Genomic DNA, 15,987 nt, shown 5'->3' with positions numbered 1-15,987 from the left:
CGGCAGCGCCGTGACCGGGCGCTCGGACCGGTCAAGAGACCGGTCCGCTGGTATCAGCCGCTGCGTGCTGGCGGTGCGCGAGCGGATGGTGGCCGACATCGCAGAAGATCTGGGCACGGAGGCGCTGGCCGCTGCGGCCGGCCTGCCGCTCCACGATGTCCGGCACAATTCCGCGTCGCTGCGGCGTAACCAAGCAGAGGCGGGCTGCGAAGGAGGGCACGGGAGCAACAGGAAAGGTCCCCAATGCCCATCATCCTCAAGCGCCGTGGCCTTGCCGCAATTGCGCTGCTCGGCGCCACTGCCGGCCTCATCGGCAAGTCACGTGAAGCCGTGGCGGGCAATCAGCTGGCGGTCGCCATCAGTGGCTATGACGCAACCAGCTACCAGAGCGGCACCGCACAGCGCGGCTTGGCGAGGTTCAACGCCACACACAACGCTGGAATCTGGTTCTTCCAGTCGGAAGCGACGCGCGACCTGTTCAAGGCGGATCCTGTTCGCTACGCGCCGCAGTTCGACGGCTACTGCGCCTGGGCAGCTTCACAGGCCTACAAGGCGCCGGGCAACCCGGAGATCTGGCGTATCGTGGACAACAAGCTGTACCTGCAGGTCCATGAACAGGCGCAGCAGATGTGGCTGCGTGACGTGCCCGGCAATATCGCCAAGGGCAACACGAACTGGCCGCGCATCCACCCGTTCTGAGCCGCGGCGGGCCGCCCCTCGCGGGGTTGTCGTGAGTGTCCGATGCCCTGGGCGGGAACGCCGAGGGCATCATAGGCAGTTTCAGAACAGGCAATTTACGGCGAGATGGGATGATACCAGCGGACCGGTCTCTTGACCGGTCCGCTGGTATCACATCCAGCCGCGGTGCGCGCGTGCTGCGCTGTAAGGCGACCTGCGACAGAAGCCCTGCGCGGCGGAGCCCATTGCAGGGCTGTTCAACGCTGGGCGGCACCCGCATCAACCCCAACGTCTTCGCGAGGCTCCGCAGCTTCGCCGCGGCTCACGCAACCAGGACCGATTCCGCGCCGCCATCGGCGACCTTGAGCGATTGCTCAACCTGCTCCGCATTCCAGAGCGTTGAACACCTTGGCCCTCTCCGCCCTTTTGGCTGGAGAGGGTTCCTGGCAGCCCGCCTATTCCCGCGCCCCAGGCGCCAGCACTTCCCGCTTGCCGACATGGTTGGCCGCCCCCACTACGCCGTTCTTCTCCATCTGCTCGATCAGCTTGGCCGCGCGGTTGTAGCCGATGTTGAGGTGGCGCTGGACGAAGCTGGTGCTGGCCTTGCCTTCCCGCGTCACCAGATCCACCGCCTGGTCATACAGCGAGGCCTCGCCATCCGTATTGCCGCCCAGCATGCCGGACAGGTCCGGCCCGGCCGCATCCTCATCGACCTCGGTGACTTCCTCGATGTAGGACGGCTCGGCCTGTTCGCGCAGGAAGGCGACCACGGCCTCCACCTCGTCATCGGTCACGAAGGGGCCGTGCACGCGGCTGATGCGGCCGCCGCCGGCCATGTGCAGCATGTCGCCCTGGCCCAGAAGCTGCTCCGCGCCCATCTCGCCGAGAATGGTGCGGCTGTCGATCTTCGACGTGACCTGGAAGCTGATGCGGGTCGGGAAGTTCGCCTTGATGGTGCCGGTGATGACATCCACCGAGGGCCGCTGCGTCGCCATGATCACATGGATGCCGGCGGCACGCGCCATCTGCGCCAGGCGCTGCACCGCGGCCTCGATATCCTTGCCGGCGACGATCATCAGGTCCGCCATCTCGTCGATGACGACCACGATCATCGGCAGCGGCTCCAGCGCCAAGGGCTGGTCCTCGAACAGCGGCTTGTTGGTCTCCGGATCGAAGCCGACCTGCACGCGGCGCGTCATCACCTCGCCCCGGTCGCGCGCCGCCACCGCCTTTTCATTGTAGCCGCCGATATTGCGGACGCCGAGCTGGGACATGGCGCGGTAGCGCTTCTCCATTTCCCGCACGGTCCACTTCAAAGCCCCGATCGCCTTTGCGGGTTCGGTGACGACGGGGGCCAGCAGGTGCGGGATGCGGTCGTAAACGGACAATTCCAGCATCTTCGGGTCGATCATGATGAAGCGGCACTCATCCGGCGTGAACCGGTAGAGCAGCGACAGGATCATGGTGTTGATGCCGACCGACTTGCCCGATCCGGTGGTGCCCGCGATCAGCAGGTGCGGCATGCGGGCCAGGTCCGCGATCACCGGCGCGCCGCCGATATCCTTGCCGAGCGCCAGCGGCAGCTTCGCCTGGTGGCGGTGCCAATCCTCCGCCATCATCATCTCGGAGAAATACACCATCTCCCGCTTGCTGTTAGGCAGTTCGATGCCGATGACGTTGCGGCCCGGAACCGTGGCGATGCGCACCGCGGTGACGGACATCGACCGCGCGATGTCGTCGGCCAGGCCGATGACGCGGGCGGATTTGGTGCCGGGGGCGGGTTCCAGTTCGTACAGCGTGACCACCGGGCCGGGACGGATCTCGGCGATGCGGCCGCGCACGCCGTAATCCTCCAGCACCGTCTCCAGCATCCGCGCATTGCCCTGGAGTGCTTCCTCCGAAGGGCCGGTGGCGCGGCGGGCGGGCGGCGGCGTCAGCAGGGACAGCGGCGGGTAGCGCCAGGTGCCGTCCGGCAGGTCCAGCATGCCCTGGCGCGCATTGGGGACGGGCTTCGGCGGCGCGACGCGGTCGGCCACGCGCGGCGCAGCGGGCTTGGCACGCGAGGCCGCGGCGGCGGCCGGGCGCGGCGGCGCATCCTCCGGCGCGGCATCGCCGGCGAAGGACGGTTCGCGGCGGCGCGGGGGCGGGGCGTCCTCGACCAGTGCATCGGCGTTGCGCAGCAATTCGGCCAGCGGCGTCTCCCGCTCCCGCCGCCGCCGCACCGCGCCGCCCACGGCGCGGCCGATTGCCTTGAAGGGCCAGGACAGGGCGCGGCTGAAGAAGCCGGGCGGCACACGCTCCCCCACCTGCCCCCCTACCTGGCGCGCGCCGGCCGCGGTGACGCGGGCGGTGGCGCTGGCGGCGGAGCCCGCCACGGCGCCGGCCCGGCGCCATTCGCCGAGCGTCAGGCCGAGTGCGACAAAGGCCAGCAGCCCCGTCAGAGCCGCCAGCACCACATGCGCGATGCCGGCCCCGGCCGGGCCGAGCAGGTCGCGCATCAGCCCCGTCAGCGCCTGCGCCACCACCGGCCCGGCCGCACCGCCGGGGCCGGCCGCGGCCGGCACATCGGTGGGCAGCGGCAGCAGGATCAGCGTGGCGGCCAGCAGCGGCATCGCCGCCAGCAGGCAGGCCAGCCGCAGGACGAAGGGCGCCAGGCCCCGATGCGTCGCCAGCCGCCAAGCCCAGGTCATCAGGCAGGCCACCAGCAGGAAGGCGGCATAGCCGAAGGCCTGCAGCAGCAGATCCGAGGCATGGGCGCCGATCGGCCCGGCCAGGTTGCGGGTGAGCTGGGCGGTGGCTGTGGAGAAGGACGGGTCGGCCGGATCATAGCTGGCCAGCGCCAGGCCAAGCACCAGCCCGAACACCACCAGCACCAGCGCCAAAAGCTCCGCCAGGCGCCGCTGCAACGCGGCCATGACGGCGGGCGAGGCGAAGCGGCGCCCGGCTGCGGCAAGCCGGTCGCCCACGGCCGGGGTGCTGGCGGTGCGGGCCATCTGGGTGGTTCCTGAAGCTTTGAGGGAACTCTACACCGGAAGTCGTTCGGAATGAACGGTGTTGCGATGGGTGCGGCAACGCCGGGCGGGGGGTGTGGCTTGGCTGCTCAATCCGCCGGGGGCTTGTTGCCGCGCAGCTTCTTCACGCCGGCGCGCAGCTTCTTCCCCTCCAGCCGGCGCATCTGCGAACCGTAGCTGGGCTTGGTGGCGCGGCGGGTCGGTGGCGGCGGCTCGGCGGCCTCGGCCAGCAGCGCGTCCAGCCTTTCCCTTGCATCCGTCCGGTTGCGGTCCTGGGTCCGAAAACGCTGCGCCTGGATCACCAGCACGCCATCCTGCGTGATCCGCCGGCCGGCCAGCGTCGCCAACCGGCGGGCCATGTATTCGCCCATATCCAGCCGCCGCAGGTCCAGCCGGAGTTCGACCGCCGTCTCCACCTTGTTGACGTTCTGCCCGCCGGGGCCGGAGGAACGGACAAAACGTTCCTCCAGCGCGTCGTCGGGGATGGGGGGGATGCGGGACATGCGCGCCTCATGGCGCGTCGCGGCGGGCCGCGCAAACAAAAAGGGCGCCGGAGGTTCCCCCCGGCGCCCGGTTCTGTCGATGCCGATGGCGTCAGCCGAGGCGCTCGCCGTGCAACGTCACGTCCAGGCCCTCGCGCTCCTCCTCCTCCGTCACGCGGAGGCCGACGATGGCGTCCACGATCTTGAGCAGGATGAAGGTGGCCACCGCGGTGAAGATGAACACCGCCACCACCGCGTAGATCTGCGTCAGGAACTGCGCAAAGGATCCGCTGATGCCGCCCGGATCGGCCGCGGTGCCGGAGAGCGGGCCATAGGCCAGGAAGCCCACCAGCAGCGCGCCGACGATGCCGCAGATGCCGTGCACACCGAAGGCGTCCAGGCTGTCGTCATAGCCGCACCAATGCTTGAGCGCGGTCGCGCCCCAGAAGCCGGCCAGGCCCGCCACCACGCCGATGACCAGCGCGGAACCCGGCAGCACGAAGCCCGCCGCCGGGGTGATGGCCACGAGGCCCGCCACCGCGCCGGAAATCGCACCGAGCACGGAGGGCTTGCCCTTGGTCGCCCATTCCGCGACCAGCCAGGCCAGCACCGCGCCGGCGGCCGCCACCTGCGTCACCAGCATCGCCATGCCGGCGCGCGCACCGGCGCCGACGGCGGAGCCTGCATTGAAGCCGAACCAGCCCACCCACAGCATGCTCGCGCCGATCACGGCGAAGGCCAAATTGTAGGGGGACATGTTCTCCGTCCCGTAGCCGACCCGCTTGCCGAGCACGATCGCCGCCACGAGGCCGGCCACGCCGGCATTGATGTGCACCACCGTGCCGCCGGCGAAGTCCAGCGCGCCGAGTTCGAAGATCCAGCCATTCGGGTGCCAGACCCAATGCGCCACCGGCGAATAGACCAGCAGGGTCCACAGCGTGATGAACAGCATCAGCGCGGAGAACTTCATGCGGTCCGCCACCGCGCCGGTGATCAGCGCCGCGGTGATGATGGCAAAGGTCATCTGGAAGGTGACGAAGACGCTTTCCGGAATGGTGGTCGCCACCGCGGAATCGCCGGAGCCCAGCACAAAAGGCGCGTCCCAATTCGCCCCCATGCCGCCCAGGAACAGCTTGGACAGATCGCCGATATACGCATTGCCGTCACCGAAGGCGATGCTGTAGCCCGCCACCATCCACAGCACGCCGACGAGGCCGCAGACCGCGAAGGACTGCATCATGGTGGCCAGCACGTTCTTCTTGCGGACCATGCCCGCATAGAACAGCGCCAGGCCTGGCACGGTCATCATCAGCACGATGGCCGTGCTGGTCAGCATCCAGGCGGTGTCGCCGGTGTCGATGGTCGGCGTTGGCTCCGGCGCCGGCACGACCGCGACCTGCGCGAAGGCCGCGCCGGACAGAAGCAGCGCCGGCAGCGCCATGGCAGCGGCGCGCGCAATCCTCGTCATTCCCCCGTTCCCCATCAATGTGTTGTCGCCCGACATGCGGCTACAGCGCCTGGTCATCGGTTTCGCCGGTGCGGATGCGCAGCGCGCGCTCCACGTCCAGGACGAAGATCTTGCCATCGCCGATCTTGCCGGTGCGCGCCGCGCCGGCAATCGCCTCCACCACCGCATCCACCATCTCGGCGGCCACGGCGACTTCGATCTTGAGCTTCGGCAGGAAGCTCACGTGGTATTCGGCTCCGCGATAGATTTCGGTCTGGCCCTTCTGCCGACCGAAACCCTTGACCTCGGTAACCGTAAGCCCCTGCACGCCGAGCGGAGTGAGCGCATCGCGCACCTCGTCCAGCTTGAAAGGCTTGATGATGGCCATGACCAGCTTCATCGCGCCGTAGTTCCCCTTCCCAAGGCGGTATCGAGGTGGTGCAATCCAAGGACCGTGCCACGGGCTTCGTAGACCGTTTTACGCAGAGTTCCGCGCGGTCACGCACCGTTGCGCCGCTGCACCGCAAAAAATCCGCCTATTTTATAGGCAATTGCCTCCCTCTTGCCGAAACGCCACCGCAGCGCGACTTTCACGCGCATGAGCGAGATCGAGACCACCATCTGCATCGTCGGCGCCGGCCCGGTCGGCGCCACCCTGGCCGCCACCCTGGCCGCCGCCGGCATCCCCACCGCGGTGCTGGATCGCGCGCCGTTGCCACCGATGGAACTGCCGGATTTCGATGGCCGCGCCTATGCCATCGCGCTCACCAGCCAGCGCCTGCTGGCGGCATCCGGCATCTGGGACCGGCTGCCGGAGCCGCCGCAGCCGATCCACCACATCCGCGTGGCGGATGGCCGGCCGGGCCATGCCCCCTCCCCCCTCAAGCTGGACTTTCGGAGCGAGGAGGTCGGCCCCGACCCCTTCGGCTGGATGGTGGAGGCACGGTCACTGCGCGTGGCCCTCAACGCCCGCCTGCCGCATCTGCCCAACCTGCGCGTCTTCGCCCCCGCCGAGGCCAGCATCGAACGCCTGCCCGAAGGCGCCCGCATCCGCATCACCAGTGGCCCCGATGCCGGCACGGTGCTGACCGCCCGGCTGGTAGTGGCGGCGGAGGGGCGGGACAGCGCGCTGCGCCGGCAGGCCGGAATCGGCGTGCAGCGGCATGATTACGGCCAGACCGGCATGGTCGGCGCCTTCGCGCATGAGCGCCCGCACAACGGCACGGCGCTGGAGATGTTCCTGCCGAACGGCCCCTTCGCCCAATTGCCGCTGGCCGGCCCTGGCAGCTTCGGCACGCCGGAGTTACCGCACGCCTCCGCCTTCGTCTGGTCCGATCGCCGCGACCTGGCCACCCGCTTCCTGGCGATGGATGATGCCGCCTTCGGGCGGGAGTTGACGCGCCGCCTGGGCGACCACCTCGGCGCCATCCGGCCCATCGGCCGGCGCTGGTCCTATCCGCTGACGGCGCTATGGGCGCAGCGGCAGACGGATACGCGCCTGGCGCTGGTCGGCGACGCAGCGCACGGCATCCACCCGATCGCCGGCCAGGGCCTGAACCTCGGTTTCCGGGATGTGGCCGCGCTGGCGGAGGCCGTGATCGAGGCGGTGGCGGCCGGGGAGGATCCGGGCGGCGCCATGGTGCTGCGCCGCTACGAACGCCGGGCCCGGCCGGATGCGGCGATCATGCTCGGCGCGACGCATGTGCTGGAGAAGCTGTTCGGCAACGACTTCGGGCCGGTCCGCCTGGCCCGGCGGCTTGGCATCGCGGCGGTGGACCGCATGCCGCGCCTCAAGCGCGCCTTCGCGCAGCGGGCAATGGGCATGGCCGGCGCCAGCGGGCTGCTGGGTGGCCAGGGGTTGATGGCGCCGCCGGCCCCATAACCGGCGCGCCCCATGGACGCGGTGCCGCCGCTTCGTTACGCGCAAGCCGAAAGGCGCGAAACTACGGCGCGTCCGCAAGTCAACCAGTCGAAGGCGCTGGGGGGCGGGCGGAGGCCCCCACCCAACCAGCCATCGGCGTTGCGGCAGTGCCACAACCCCCCCGCAAGGGCGGGGGAGGGCTTTCAGGGACGCTTGGGGGGGTCGCGGCTCAGGCCCTTCGCCGCCAGCGCGGCCTCATAGGCGGCCCAGCGATCGGCCTGTTGTTCACCCAGCACCCGAAAGAAGTCCCAGCTATAAATGCCGGTGTCGTGCAGGTCGTCGAAGACCAGCCGTACGGCGTAATGCCCCACCGGTTCGATCCGCATGATGCCGACGTGGCGCCGGCCCGGCACTGTCACGCGCTGACCCGGCCCATGCCCCTGCACCTCGGCGGAGGGGCTTTCGACGCGCAGATATTCCGCCGGCAGGGCGAAGGTCACGCCGTCATCCCAGGCCAGATGCAGCACCTGCTCCGCCCGGCTCAGGCGGATCTCGGTGAGGGTCGGCATCAGGCCGGCAGCTTGCGGGCCTCGTCCGGCAGCATGATGGGGATGCCGTCGCGGACGGGATAGGCCAGGCCCGCCTTCTCGCTCACCAGCTCCCCCGCCTCGCGGTCGTAGCGCAGCGGGCCCTTGGTGACGGGGCAGACGAGGATTTCCAGCAGGCGCGGGTCCACCGCGCCAAGGCTCGGCTCAGGGGCCGTCATCGCATCAACTCCAGAAACATCCGTGCTGATGGATTTAGCTCGGCCGGCCCTCGGGCGCCATGCCGTGGCTGTCCATCTGCATCAGCGCCACCAGCATCTCCGCCCGCGTCTCGGTCGATCGCGATTCCAGCAGGGCCTGCTTCTCCCGCACCTCGAAGGGGCACAGCATGGAAAGCGTGGTGACCAGCATGGCGTCGTCCGTGCCCTCCACCGCCTCCCAATTCGCCTCGATGCTGCGTGCCTTGAAATATACGCGCAGCGCCGCCAGCAGCGCGCCGCGGTCGATTTGCGGGGCCAGGCCGTCCAGCATCAAATCCGGCGCGTAGTCGCCGTATTCGACGCGGGCGCGCCGGTAGCCGCGGCGCAGCCCCACCTCCTCCAGGATGCGGTATCGGATGATGCCGGTCAGGGTGATGAGGAAGCGCCCATCCTCCGTCTCGGCGAAGGAGGTCAGGCGGCCGAGGCAGCCCACCTGGTAGGTCTGGCTGCCGAGATCCGTGCGCGTAAGGCTCGGGTCCGGCTGCACCATGCCGAGGAAGCGGCCGCCGGCCAGCGCATCTTCCGTCATCGCCAGATAGCGCGGCTCGAAGATGTTCAGCGGCAGGCGACCGCCGGGCAGCATCAGCGCGCCCGCCAGCGGAAAGATCGGGATCTCCGACGGCAGGGCGTCGAAGGCGGGATGGAAGGCGGACATATGCTCCGTTTCAGCCACCGCGCGGTCCGGCCGCGCGGTGAACCCTGTTTCCCCCGCGCGGCGATGACCCGGGCCGGGGCGACTTAGCGAAACAGAAGGGTGGAGAGCTTCCGGCGTCCCGCAAGGGTGGCGGGGTCGTCGAATCCCCAGGCCTCGAAGAACTTCAGCAATTGCTTGCGCGCGGCTTCCTCGTTCCAGGTGCGGTCGCGCTTGATGGCGACCATCAGCGCGTCCACCGCCTCCGCCCGCTTGTCCATGGCGTTCAGCGCCACAGCCAGGTCGATGCGGGCGGCGTGGTCATCGGCGTCGGCTTCCAGACGGCGCTCGAACTCGCCCAGCTTCTCCCGCGCCTCACGGCCTTCGCGGGCGAGCTGGAGCTGGCTGCGGACGGAGGCGATCTCGGCGTGGCCGGTGATCTTTTCCGGCACCTGGTCCAACACCTCCTGCGCCTGCTCCTCCTCACCGAGTGCCATCAGGCAGCGGGCGAGGCCGGCCAGCGCCTCGGCGTTTTCCGGCTCGGACTGGGCCAGGGCGGCGAACAGCTCCACCGCGCTGGTAGGGTCGCCGGCTTCGACCAGCGCCTTGGCCTCGGCCAGCAGATCGGCGCCAGGCAATTGGCCGCCGGAGACCTTCAGCAGGTTCTCGATGAACTTCTTCACCTCGCCTTCCGGCAGGGCGCCCTGGAACAAATCCGCGATCTGGCCTTGGGCGAAGCCGACCACGGTGGGAACCGATTGCAGCGGCAGGCCCATCTGCGCGAGCTGCGCGACCAGCTGCTTGTTCTTGTCGATGTCGATCTTGACCAGCTTCACCCGGCCGCCGGCGGCGCGCACCACCTTCTCCAGCGTCGGCGTCAGCGACTTGCAGGGGCCGCACCAGGTGGCCCAGAAATCGACCAGGACGGGGGTTTCGCGGCTGGCCTCGATGACATCAGCCATGAAGGTGCGCTGGTCGCCATCCTTCACCGGGTCGGGGGTGCCGTTGGGCAGGGAACCGGCAGGGCTGGCGCCGCCGGGGGCGGCCTGGCGGGTCGGGTCGAAGATCAGTTCCATGGCAGGCAATTCCTCATGCTTGCCGCATAGATGCGCGACGTGAGGCGCGAAGCAAGCGGTTGCGGGCGGATCACGCGGGATTGGGCATCTCGACCACCTCCGGCGCATGGCCGAGGGCGCGCAGGAAGCGCAGCAGGTCGTCCGGGCGAATGGCGGTGGTCATGGTGTTGGTAAGGGGGTGGATGTTGATCCAGTCGTGATCCTGCATCAGCCCCCGGTCGAACACCGCCCGCACCGCGCCGGGGGCCGCGTTGACCAGGCCGAAGGGGGTGACGGAGCCAGGCTGCACGCCAAGCTGCGCCCGCAGCGCCTCGGCCTCCGCGAAGCCGGAACGCGGCAGGCCGAGGGCGCGGACCAGGGCGTTGACCTTCACGGGCCGGTCCTCCTCGATCGAGGCCAGCAGGAAGGGGCCGGCGGCCTTCTCCGGCTTGAGGAACAGGTTTTTCACATGGCCGCCGGGCAGGTCCGGGCGCAGCGCCTTGCTTTCCGCCACAGTGAAGACCGGTGGATGGGTGACGGTGTGCGCCTCGATCCCCAGCGCGGCGAGGCGTGCCAGCAGGCTTTCGGGCGTTTCCATCAATGCAGTTGGCTGGTGGGCTGGTGCGGGCTGTCCAGGCTGAAGGCAGGCACGGCGACGTCAAACGCCTCCCGCGTCTCGGCTACCACCATGTGGTAGGTGCCGGCCATGAAGCCGGAGGGCGTGTGGAGCGGGGTGCCGGAGGTGTATTCAAAACGCTCCCCCGGCGCGAGCACCGGCTGTTCGCCCACCACCCCCTCGCCATGCACCTGCTGGCTGCGGCCGAGCGCATCGGTGATCTGCCAGCTTCGCTTCAGAAGCTGCACCGTCTCCGCGCCTTCGTTCTGGATGGCGATGCGGTAGGCCCAGACGAAATGGCCGCGTGCCGGTTCCGACTGGTCTTCCAGGTAGAAGCTGCGGACCGTCACACGGATGCCGCGGGTGGTTTCGCTGAACTCATCGGCCTTGGCCATTACGGTTCTCCCCGGCCACGCATTGTCGGCCGGATCGCGGCTGCGTCAACCTTGGGAGGGGTCGGCGCGCATGCGGCGGGCCAGCGCCTCCCCGATCATCACGCAGGTGAAGTGCAGGTTGGCGCGGCAGTCGGTCGGCATGATGGAGGCATCCGCCACGCGCAGCCCCGCGATGCCGCGCACCCGGAGGTCCGGGTCCACCACGCCGCGCGGTTCCTCATGCGCCGTCATGCGACAGGTGCCGGCGGCATGCTGGATGTCCGCCGCCTCGGCCAGCATGATGGCGTCGAGCGCGTCATCCGGCAGGGCGGCGGCTTCGGCCATGGGCAGGCCGGTTTCGCCGAAGGTGATGGCATCCGTGAGGCCCGACAGAGGCGCCAGCGCGGTCAGGCGCGCCAGGCGGCGCACGCCGTCCCGCAGGCGGGCGCGGTCGCGCGGGTCGTCCAGCATGTTCTCCTCCACCACCGGCTGCGCCTCCGGATCGGCGGAGGTCAGCGCGAGGGTGCCGCGGGAGAAGGCATCATACAGCGCGAGGCCCACTGCGCCGCCTCCCGCCGGGCTGCCATCGGTGGTCAGGCCGCGATGGTTGTAGGCGATCATGATCATGTCGCGCTCACCGCCCATGCCGCTGCTGTAGGTCAGGCAACAATTGGTGTGGCGCGCATCGGCGCCTTGCGCGCGGTGCTGCGGCTTCAGGGCGAGGGTGGCACGCAGGATGGGGTGGTCCATCAGGTTCTGGCCGACCCAGGGCAGGTCCTGCACGAGTGGGATGCCGAGGGCCGAAAGCGCCGCCGCCGGGCCGATGCCGGAGCGCATGAGGATGGCCGGGCTGTGGATGGCGCCGGCACACAGCACCACCTCCCGCCCCGCAATCTCCTCCCACGCCCCGCCGCCGAAGCGCACGCGCACGCCGGTGGCGCGTCCGTCGCGCACCAGCACGCGATCGACCAGCGCCTCGCCGCGGATGGTCAGGTTCGCGCGGCCGCGGGCAGGCTCCAGGTAGCCGTCATTGGTGGTGACGCGCTGGCCGCCGCGCAGGTTGATCGGGTTGCAGGAAATGCCCTCCCCCTGCGGCGCGTTGAGGTCGGGTTTCCAGCGGTAGCCGGCGGCGAGCGCCGCATCGCGCAGGCCGAGATCGACGGCGCCCCAATTCTCGACCGGCATGCGGAACACCGGCAGCGGTCCGCCCTGGCGGATGCCCGGCGCCGTGCCGGTCTCCGCATCATCCTCGATCGCGTCGAAGATCGGCAGCACATCGGTGGCGGACCAGCCCTCGCAGCCGGATTCGGCCCAGGCATCGAAGGCCGCCGGCACGCCGCGGATGGCGATCTGCGCATTGACCGTGGAGGACCCGCCCATCGCCTTGCCGCGCCAGTAGAAGCGCGGCGCCTGCGCCTTGGTGCGGCGGGTCATCAGGCCGGGCCATTGCCATGCGGCCTGGTGCGCCGGGTCATGCATGAAGGGGATGATGTTGGCGCTGCGCAACGCCGCTGGCGCTTCGGCCGCGCGCCAGTCCCGCCCGGCTTCCAGCAGCAGCACGCGGCGGTGCCCGTCCTCGGACAGCCGCGCGGCGAGCGGGGCGCCGGCGGAGCCGGCTCCGACCACGATCACGTCATACATGCTGAGCCCCCACATTCCGAAACCGGACCGTAGCGGACCAGTTTTCGGCGCCGGAGGCGAGGGGTGGCGCGCTCAGCCGCGCCGCAGCGCCACCGCCAACCCGGCCCCCATCAGCACGCCGCCGCCCACCCTGTTCAGCACCCGCCGAACCGAAGGCCGCCGCACCGCGCCGGAAAGCCGCCCGGCGAGTGCCGCGTAGATCGCCGCATTGGTCGCGCCCAGCGTCACGAAGGTGGCGATCAGCACTGCCGCCTGCACCAGGAAGGGCCGTGCCGGGTCGATGAATTGCGGCACGAAGGCCACGAAGAAGACGATGCCCTTCGGGTTCAGCGCCGTCACCAGCCAGGCCTGGCGCAGCGCCTTCCCGCCGGCCAGTGGCGGCGCCGCGCCGGCGTCCACCGGCGCGCGCCACATCTTCACGCCGAGCCACACCAGATACGCCGCCCCCACCCATTTCAGCGCGGTGAACAGCGTGGCGGAGGTGGCGAGGATGGCGCCCAGCCCGGCGAGTGAGAGCGTTATCGCCGTCAGGTCGCCCAGCGCCACGCCGGCCACGAGCGGCAGCGCATTACGCGCGCCGCCGCCGAGGCTCTGGCCGATGACCAGCAGGATGGTCGGACCCGGGATCAACAGCATGACAATGGCCGCGGCGCAGAAGGCCAGCCAGATGTTGAGGTCCATCGCCGCCTGTTCCCTTCGGCCTATTTCTTCGGGCCGGGGGCTTCCGGCAGGTCGCCCACCATCTCGAACAGCGTCGCGTCGGCCTGCGGCTTCGGCTTGGCCGGCTTCTTCGGCGCGCGCGCCGGGGCCGGCTCGGCTTCCACGGCGGCGGGCGTCTCGATCACCACCTTGGCGCGCTTCACCGGCTTCGGCGCGGGGGCGATGGCGTCCAGCGCCTCCGACAGATCCGCGATCAGATCGGCCACATCCTCCAGCCCCACGGACAGGCGGATGGTGCCGTCGGTGATGCCGAGCTTCGTGCGTTCCTCAGCGCCAATCCGCATATGCGTAGTGGTGGCCGGATGCGTCACCAGCGACTTCGCATCGCCGAGGTTGTTCGACACGTCGATCAGCTTCAGCGCATCGAGCAGGCGAAACGCTTCCGCCTTCCCGCCCTTCACGTCGAAGGTCACCAGCGTGCCGCCCGCGGCCATCTGCGCCTTGGCGAGCGCCTGCTGCGGATGGTCGATGCGGAAGGGATACAGCACGCGCGCGATCTCCACCCGCTCCGCCAGGAAATCGGCGATGGCGGCGGCGGCGCGGCACATGGCGGGCAGGCGCAGATGCAGCGTCTCCAGCCCCTTCAGGATGACCCAGGCGTTGAACGGGCTGATCGAGGGGCCGGTGTTGCGGATGAAGGGCTGCAGCACCTCATCCACCCACTTCTTGCGGCCCAGCACGGCGCCGCCGAGCACGCGACCCTGGCCATCCATGTGCTTGGTCAGCGAATAGACGACGACGTCGGCGCCGAAATCCATCGGCTTCTGCAGCAGCGGCGTGGCGAAGACATTGTCCACCACCACCAGCGCGCCGGCCGCATGCGCCAGGTCGCAGACCGCGGCCAGGTCCACCAGGTCCAGCATCGGATTGGAGGGCGTCTCCAGCAGCACCAGCGTGGCCGGTGTCTCGAACGCCGCCTTCCATTCCTCGAGGTTGCCGCCATCGACGAAGGTGGTGGTGATGCCGTAGCGCGGCAGCAGGGTGGAGACGATCCAGTGGCAGGACCCGAACAGGGCGCGGGACGCCACGACGCGGTCGCCTGTCTTCAGATGCGACAGAAGGGCAGCATGCACCGCGGCCATGCCGGTGGCCGTCAGCCGGCAGGCCTCCGTGCCTTCCAGCGCCGCCAGCCGGTCTTCCAGCATGGTGACGGTGGGGTTGCCGAAGCGGGAATATTGGTAGTGCTGGGTGGTGCCGAGGAATGTTTCCTCCGCTTGGCCCGCGCTTTCATAGACGAAGCCGGAGGTGAGGTAGAGCGCCTCCGACGTCTCATCGTGGTTGGAGCGCATCTGCCCACCGCGGACCAGCAGCGTGGCGGGGCGGAGCGGGCGGTCGGGCAGGGTTCTGGCCATGAGGGACACCTAAAAGCTGCAGCAGGATGGCTGCGACCACAGGACGTCCGGCCCCCTTCCGGGGCAACAGGACCGCATAGGGCGGACCCCGCGACCCTTTAGCGCGCTTATTTTCAGAGGACCTGAGTCCCCCGCCCGGTACACCAGGACCTCGCCGCAATCAGGCCGGACAAATCGCGAGGGGCGCTTGCGCGCCTGATTGTGGCTTAGGGGCGGGGCTGGCGCCGGTCAAGCACGGCGTGATGCGCGGGCCGCTTGCGGGGTTGGCACGGGGCCGGATATAGAAGCAATGCTGCGGGCGTAGTTCAGAGGTAGAACGTCAGCTTCCCAAGCTGAATGTCGGGGGTTCGATTCCCCCCGCCCGCTCCACGCCCTTGCCCTCCCGCCACGCCGCGCTCACCTACCATCCAAGCATGGTCAGGACCCCGCCCGCATGAGCGACTCCCCCGAATACACGCCCCCGAAGATCTGGACCTGGAACAAGGCCAATGGCGGCCGCTTCGCCAATATCAACCGCCCCATCGCCGGCCCGACGCATGACAAGGACCTGCCGGTCGGCCGCCACCCCCTTCAGCTCTACTCGCTGGCCACGCCCAACGGCGTGAAGGTCACGGTGATGCTGGAGGAACTGCTGGCGGCGGGCCACCAGGGCGCGGAATACGATGCCTGGCTGATCCGGATTGGCGAGGGCCACCAGTTCGGCAGCGGCTTCGTCAGCGTCAACCCCAACTCCAAGATCCCCGCCTTGCTCGACCGCAGCGGCCCCACCCCCATCCGGGTCTTCGAATCCGGCGCCATCCTGGTGCACCTGGCGGAGAAATTCGGCGCCTTCCTGCCGAAGGACCGGGCGCCGCGGGCCGAGTGCCTGTCCTGGCTGTTCTGGCAGATGGGTAGCGCGCCCTATCTCGGCGGCGGCTTCGGGCATTTCTACGCCTATGCGCCGTCCAAGATGGAATACCCGATCGACCGCTTCGCCATGGAGGTGAAGCGCCAGCTCGATGTGCTGGATCGCCGCCTGGCCGAATCCGAGTTCCTCGCCGGCCCGGACTACACCATCGCCGACATCGCCGTCTGGCCCTGGTATGGCGGGCTGGTGAATGGCTGGCTGTATTCCGCCGCGGAGTTCCTGCAGGTGGATGAGTACAAGAACCTCCGCCGCTGGACGGACACGATCGGCGCCCGCCCGGCGGTCCAGCGCGGCCGCATGGTCAACCGCGTACAGGGCGAGCCTTCCAGCCAGCTCCATGAACGCCACGACGCCAGCGATTTCGAGACGAAGACGCAGGCCAAGCTGGCCCCTGCGGCCGAGTAGCC

The 15,987-nt window shown here is 69.5% G+C and carries 16 protein-coding genes and 1 tRNA gene; 4 read left to right on the top strand and 13 right to left on the bottom strand.

Going from position 1 to position 15,987, the window contains the following annotated elements:
• Positions 1-243 precede the first annotated feature (243 nt).
• Positions 244-699: a YHS domain-containing (seleno)protein gene (locus tag ACFHNC_RS16360; RefSeq protein ID WP_437170297.1), complete on the top strand. Its 456-nt coding sequence runs from the start codon at positions 244-246 to the stop codon at positions 697-699.
• 434 nt (positions 700-1,133) lie between these two features.
• Here the strand turns inward: ACFHNC_RS16360 and ACFHNC_RS16355 are convergent, their stop codons facing one another.
• The 4 genes from ACFHNC_RS16355 to ACFHNC_RS16340 all read right to left on the bottom strand — a co-directional run bounded on the left by ACFHNC_RS16355 (position 1,134) and on the right by ACFHNC_RS16340 (position 6,018).
• Entirely contained in the window at positions 1,134-3,671 is a 2,538-nt protein-coding gene (locus ACFHNC_RS16355; RefSeq protein ID WP_437170296.1) for a DNA translocase FtsK 4TM domain-containing protein, read from the bottom strand.
• A 107-nt stretch (positions 3,672-3,778) separates the two neighbouring features.
• A complete protein-coding gene (arfB, locus tag ACFHNC_RS16350; protein ID WP_437170295.1) occupies positions 3,779-4,192 on the bottom strand; it encodes an alternative ribosome rescue aminoacyl-tRNA hydrolase ArfB in 414 nt (137 codons plus the stop codon).
• Positions 4,193-4,283: 91 nt separating this feature from the next.
• Positions 4,284-5,639, bottom strand: coding sequence for an ammonium transporter (locus ACFHNC_RS16345; RefSeq protein WP_437170294.1), 1,356 nt, complete (start codon positions 5,637-5,639; stop codon positions 4,284-4,286).
• 40 nt (positions 5,640-5,679) lie between these two features.
• Positions 5,680-6,018, bottom strand: a complete 339-nt coding sequence (locus ACFHNC_RS16340; RefSeq protein ID WP_304813622.1) for a P-II family nitrogen regulator — start codon at positions 6,016-6,018, stop codon at positions 5,680-5,682.
• A gap of 198 nt (positions 6,019-6,216) precedes the next feature.
• On the opposite strand from ACFHNC_RS16340, the gene ACFHNC_RS16335 reads away from it, so the two are divergent.
• Positions 6,217-7,500: an FAD-dependent monooxygenase gene (locus tag ACFHNC_RS16335; RefSeq protein WP_437170293.1), complete on the top strand. Its 1,284-nt coding sequence runs from the start codon at positions 6,217-6,219 to the stop codon at positions 7,498-7,500.
• Positions 7,501-7,682: 182 nt separating this feature from the next.
• On the opposite strand, the gene ACFHNC_RS16330 is transcribed toward ACFHNC_RS16335, so the two are convergent.
• The 9 genes from ACFHNC_RS16330 to metZ all read right to left on the bottom strand — a co-directional run bounded on the left by ACFHNC_RS16330 (position 7,683) and on the right by metZ (position 14,673).
• On the bottom strand, positions 7,683-8,048 hold the full coding sequence (locus ACFHNC_RS16330) for a gamma-butyrobetaine hydroxylase-like domain-containing protein (protein WP_437170292.1): 366 nt from the start codon (positions 8,046-8,048) through the stop codon (positions 7,683-7,685).
• Positions 8,048-8,245 carry a Trm112 family protein gene (locus ACFHNC_RS16325; protein WP_437170291.1) on the bottom strand — a complete coding sequence of 66 codons (198 nt, stop codon included), beginning with the start codon at positions 8,243-8,245 and terminating at the stop codon, positions 8,048-8,050. Before ACFHNC_RS16325 ends, ACFHNC_RS16330 begins: the two co-directional genes overlap by 1 nt.
• Positions 8,246-8,279: 34 nt before the next feature.
• The gene (locus tag ACFHNC_RS16320; RefSeq protein WP_437170290.1) at positions 8,280-8,939 is read right to left on the bottom strand and encodes an LON peptidase substrate-binding domain-containing protein; all 660 of its coding nucleotides are present in this window, start codon (positions 8,937-8,939) and stop codon (positions 8,280-8,282) included.
• 83 nt (positions 8,940-9,022) lie between these two features.
• Entirely contained in the window at positions 9,023-9,991 is a 969-nt protein-coding gene (locus ACFHNC_RS16315; RefSeq protein ID WP_437170289.1) for a tetratricopeptide repeat protein, read from the bottom strand.
• 70 nt (positions 9,992-10,061) lie between these two features.
• Positions 10,062-10,568: a prolyl-tRNA synthetase associated domain-containing protein gene (locus tag ACFHNC_RS16310; RefSeq protein ID WP_437170288.1), complete on the bottom strand. Its 507-nt coding sequence runs from the start codon at positions 10,566-10,568 to the stop codon at positions 10,062-10,064.
• Complete coding sequence (apaG, locus tag ACFHNC_RS16305) at positions 10,568-10,981, bottom strand: Co2+/Mg2+ efflux protein ApaG (protein ID WP_437170287.1); 414 nt, start codon at positions 10,979-10,981, stop codon at positions 10,568-10,570. Before apaG ends, ACFHNC_RS16310 begins: the two co-directional genes overlap by 1 nt.
• Positions 10,982-11,026: 45 nt before the next feature.
• Positions 11,027-12,601, bottom strand: coding sequence for a GMC family oxidoreductase (locus ACFHNC_RS16300; protein WP_437170286.1), 1,575 nt, complete (start codon positions 12,599-12,601; stop codon positions 11,027-11,029).
• 72 nt (positions 12,602-12,673) lie between these two features.
• Entirely contained in the window at positions 12,674-13,282 is a 609-nt protein-coding gene (locus tag ACFHNC_RS16295; RefSeq protein ID WP_437170285.1) for a LysE family translocator, read from the bottom strand.
• Between the two features lie 20 nt (positions 13,283-13,302).
• Positions 13,303-14,673 (bottom strand): O-succinylhomoserine sulfhydrylase, encoded by a 1,371-nt coding sequence (gene metZ, locus ACFHNC_RS16290; protein ID WP_437170284.1) that lies wholly within the window; start codon positions 14,671-14,673, stop codon positions 13,303-13,305.
• 294 nt (positions 14,674-14,967) lie between these two features.
• On the opposite strand from metZ, the gene ACFHNC_RS16285 reads away from it, so the two are divergent.
• A tRNA-Gly gene (locus ACFHNC_RS16285) sits at positions 14,968-15,042 on the top strand.
• A 64-nt stretch (positions 15,043-15,106) separates the two neighbouring features.
• Positions 15,107-15,985 carry a glutathione-dependent disulfide-bond oxidoreductase gene (gene yghU / locus ACFHNC_RS16280; RefSeq protein WP_437170283.1) on the top strand — a complete coding sequence of 293 codons (879 nt, stop codon included), beginning with the start codon at positions 15,107-15,109 and terminating at the stop codon, positions 15,983-15,985.
• Positions 15,986-15,987: the final 2 nt, after the last annotated feature.

The sequence above is a fragment of the Falsiroseomonas sp. E2-1-a4 genome, assembly GCF_051433165.1.
Classification (GTDB): domain Bacteria; phylum Pseudomonadota; class Alphaproteobacteria; order Acetobacterales; family Acetobacteraceae; genus Falsiroseomonas.
Note: the sequence above shows the minus strand (reverse complement) of the source record. Positions and strands in the feature narration are given on the sequence as shown.

Excerpts from the sequence above, each read along its gene's own strand:
- ACFHNC_RS16325 (WP_437170291.1), bottom strand. The coding sequence starts at position 8,245 with ATGACGGCCCCTGAGCCGAGCCTTGGCGCGGTGGACCCGCGCCTGCTG.
- ACFHNC_RS16355 (WP_437170296.1), bottom strand. The coding sequence starts at position 3,671 with ATGGCCCGCACCGCCAGCACCCCGGCCGTGGGCGACCGGCTTGCCGCA.
- ACFHNC_RS16345 (WP_437170294.1), bottom strand. The coding sequence starts at position 5,639 with ATGACGAGGATTGCGCGCGCCGCTGCCATGGCGCTGCCGGCGCTGCTT.
- ACFHNC_RS16315 (WP_437170289.1), bottom strand. The coding sequence starts at position 9,991 with ATGGAACTGATCTTCGACCCGACCCGCCAGGCCGCCCCCGGCGGCGCC.
- yghU (WP_437170283.1), top strand. The coding sequence starts at position 15,107 with ATGAGCGACTCCCCCGAATACACGCCCCCGAAGATCTGGACCTGGAAC.
- ACFHNC_RS16340 (WP_304813622.1), bottom strand. The coding sequence starts at position 6,018 with ATGAAGCTGGTCATGGCCATCATCAAGCCTTTCAAGCTGGACGAGGTG.
- arfB (WP_437170295.1), bottom strand. The coding sequence starts at position 4,192 with ATGTCCCGCATCCCCCCCATCCCCGACGACGCGCTGGAGGAACGTTTT.
- ACFHNC_RS16335 (WP_437170293.1), top strand. The coding sequence starts at position 6,217 with ATGAGCGAGATCGAGACCACCATCTGCATCGTCGGCGCCGGCCCGGTC.
- ACFHNC_RS16320 (WP_437170290.1), bottom strand. The coding sequence starts at position 8,939 with ATGTCCGCCTTCCATCCCGCCTTCGACGCCCTGCCGTCGGAGATCCCG.
- apaG (WP_437170287.1), bottom strand. The coding sequence starts at position 10,981 with ATGGCCAAGGCCGATGAGTTCAGCGAAACCACCCGCGGCATCCGTGTG.
- ACFHNC_RS16330 (WP_437170292.1), bottom strand. The coding sequence starts at position 8,048 with ATGCCGACCCTCACCGAGATCCGCCTGAGCCGGGCGGAGCAGGTGCTG.
- metZ (WP_437170284.1), bottom strand. The coding sequence starts at position 14,673 with ATGGCCAGAACCCTGCCCGACCGCCCGCTCCGCCCCGCCACGCTGCTG.
- ACFHNC_RS16310 (WP_437170288.1), bottom strand. The coding sequence starts at position 10,568 with ATGGAAACGCCCGAAAGCCTGCTGGCACGCCTCGCCGCGCTGGGGATC.
- ACFHNC_RS16295 (WP_437170285.1), bottom strand. The coding sequence starts at position 13,282 with ATGGACCTCAACATCTGGCTGGCCTTCTGCGCCGCGGCCATTGTCATG.
- ACFHNC_RS16300 (WP_437170286.1), bottom strand. The coding sequence starts at position 12,601 with ATGTATGACGTGATCGTGGTCGGAGCCGGCTCCGCCGGCGCCCCGCTC.
- ACFHNC_RS16360 (WP_437170297.1), top strand. The coding sequence starts at position 244 with ATGCCCATCATCCTCAAGCGCCGTGGCCTTGCCGCAATTGCGCTGCTC.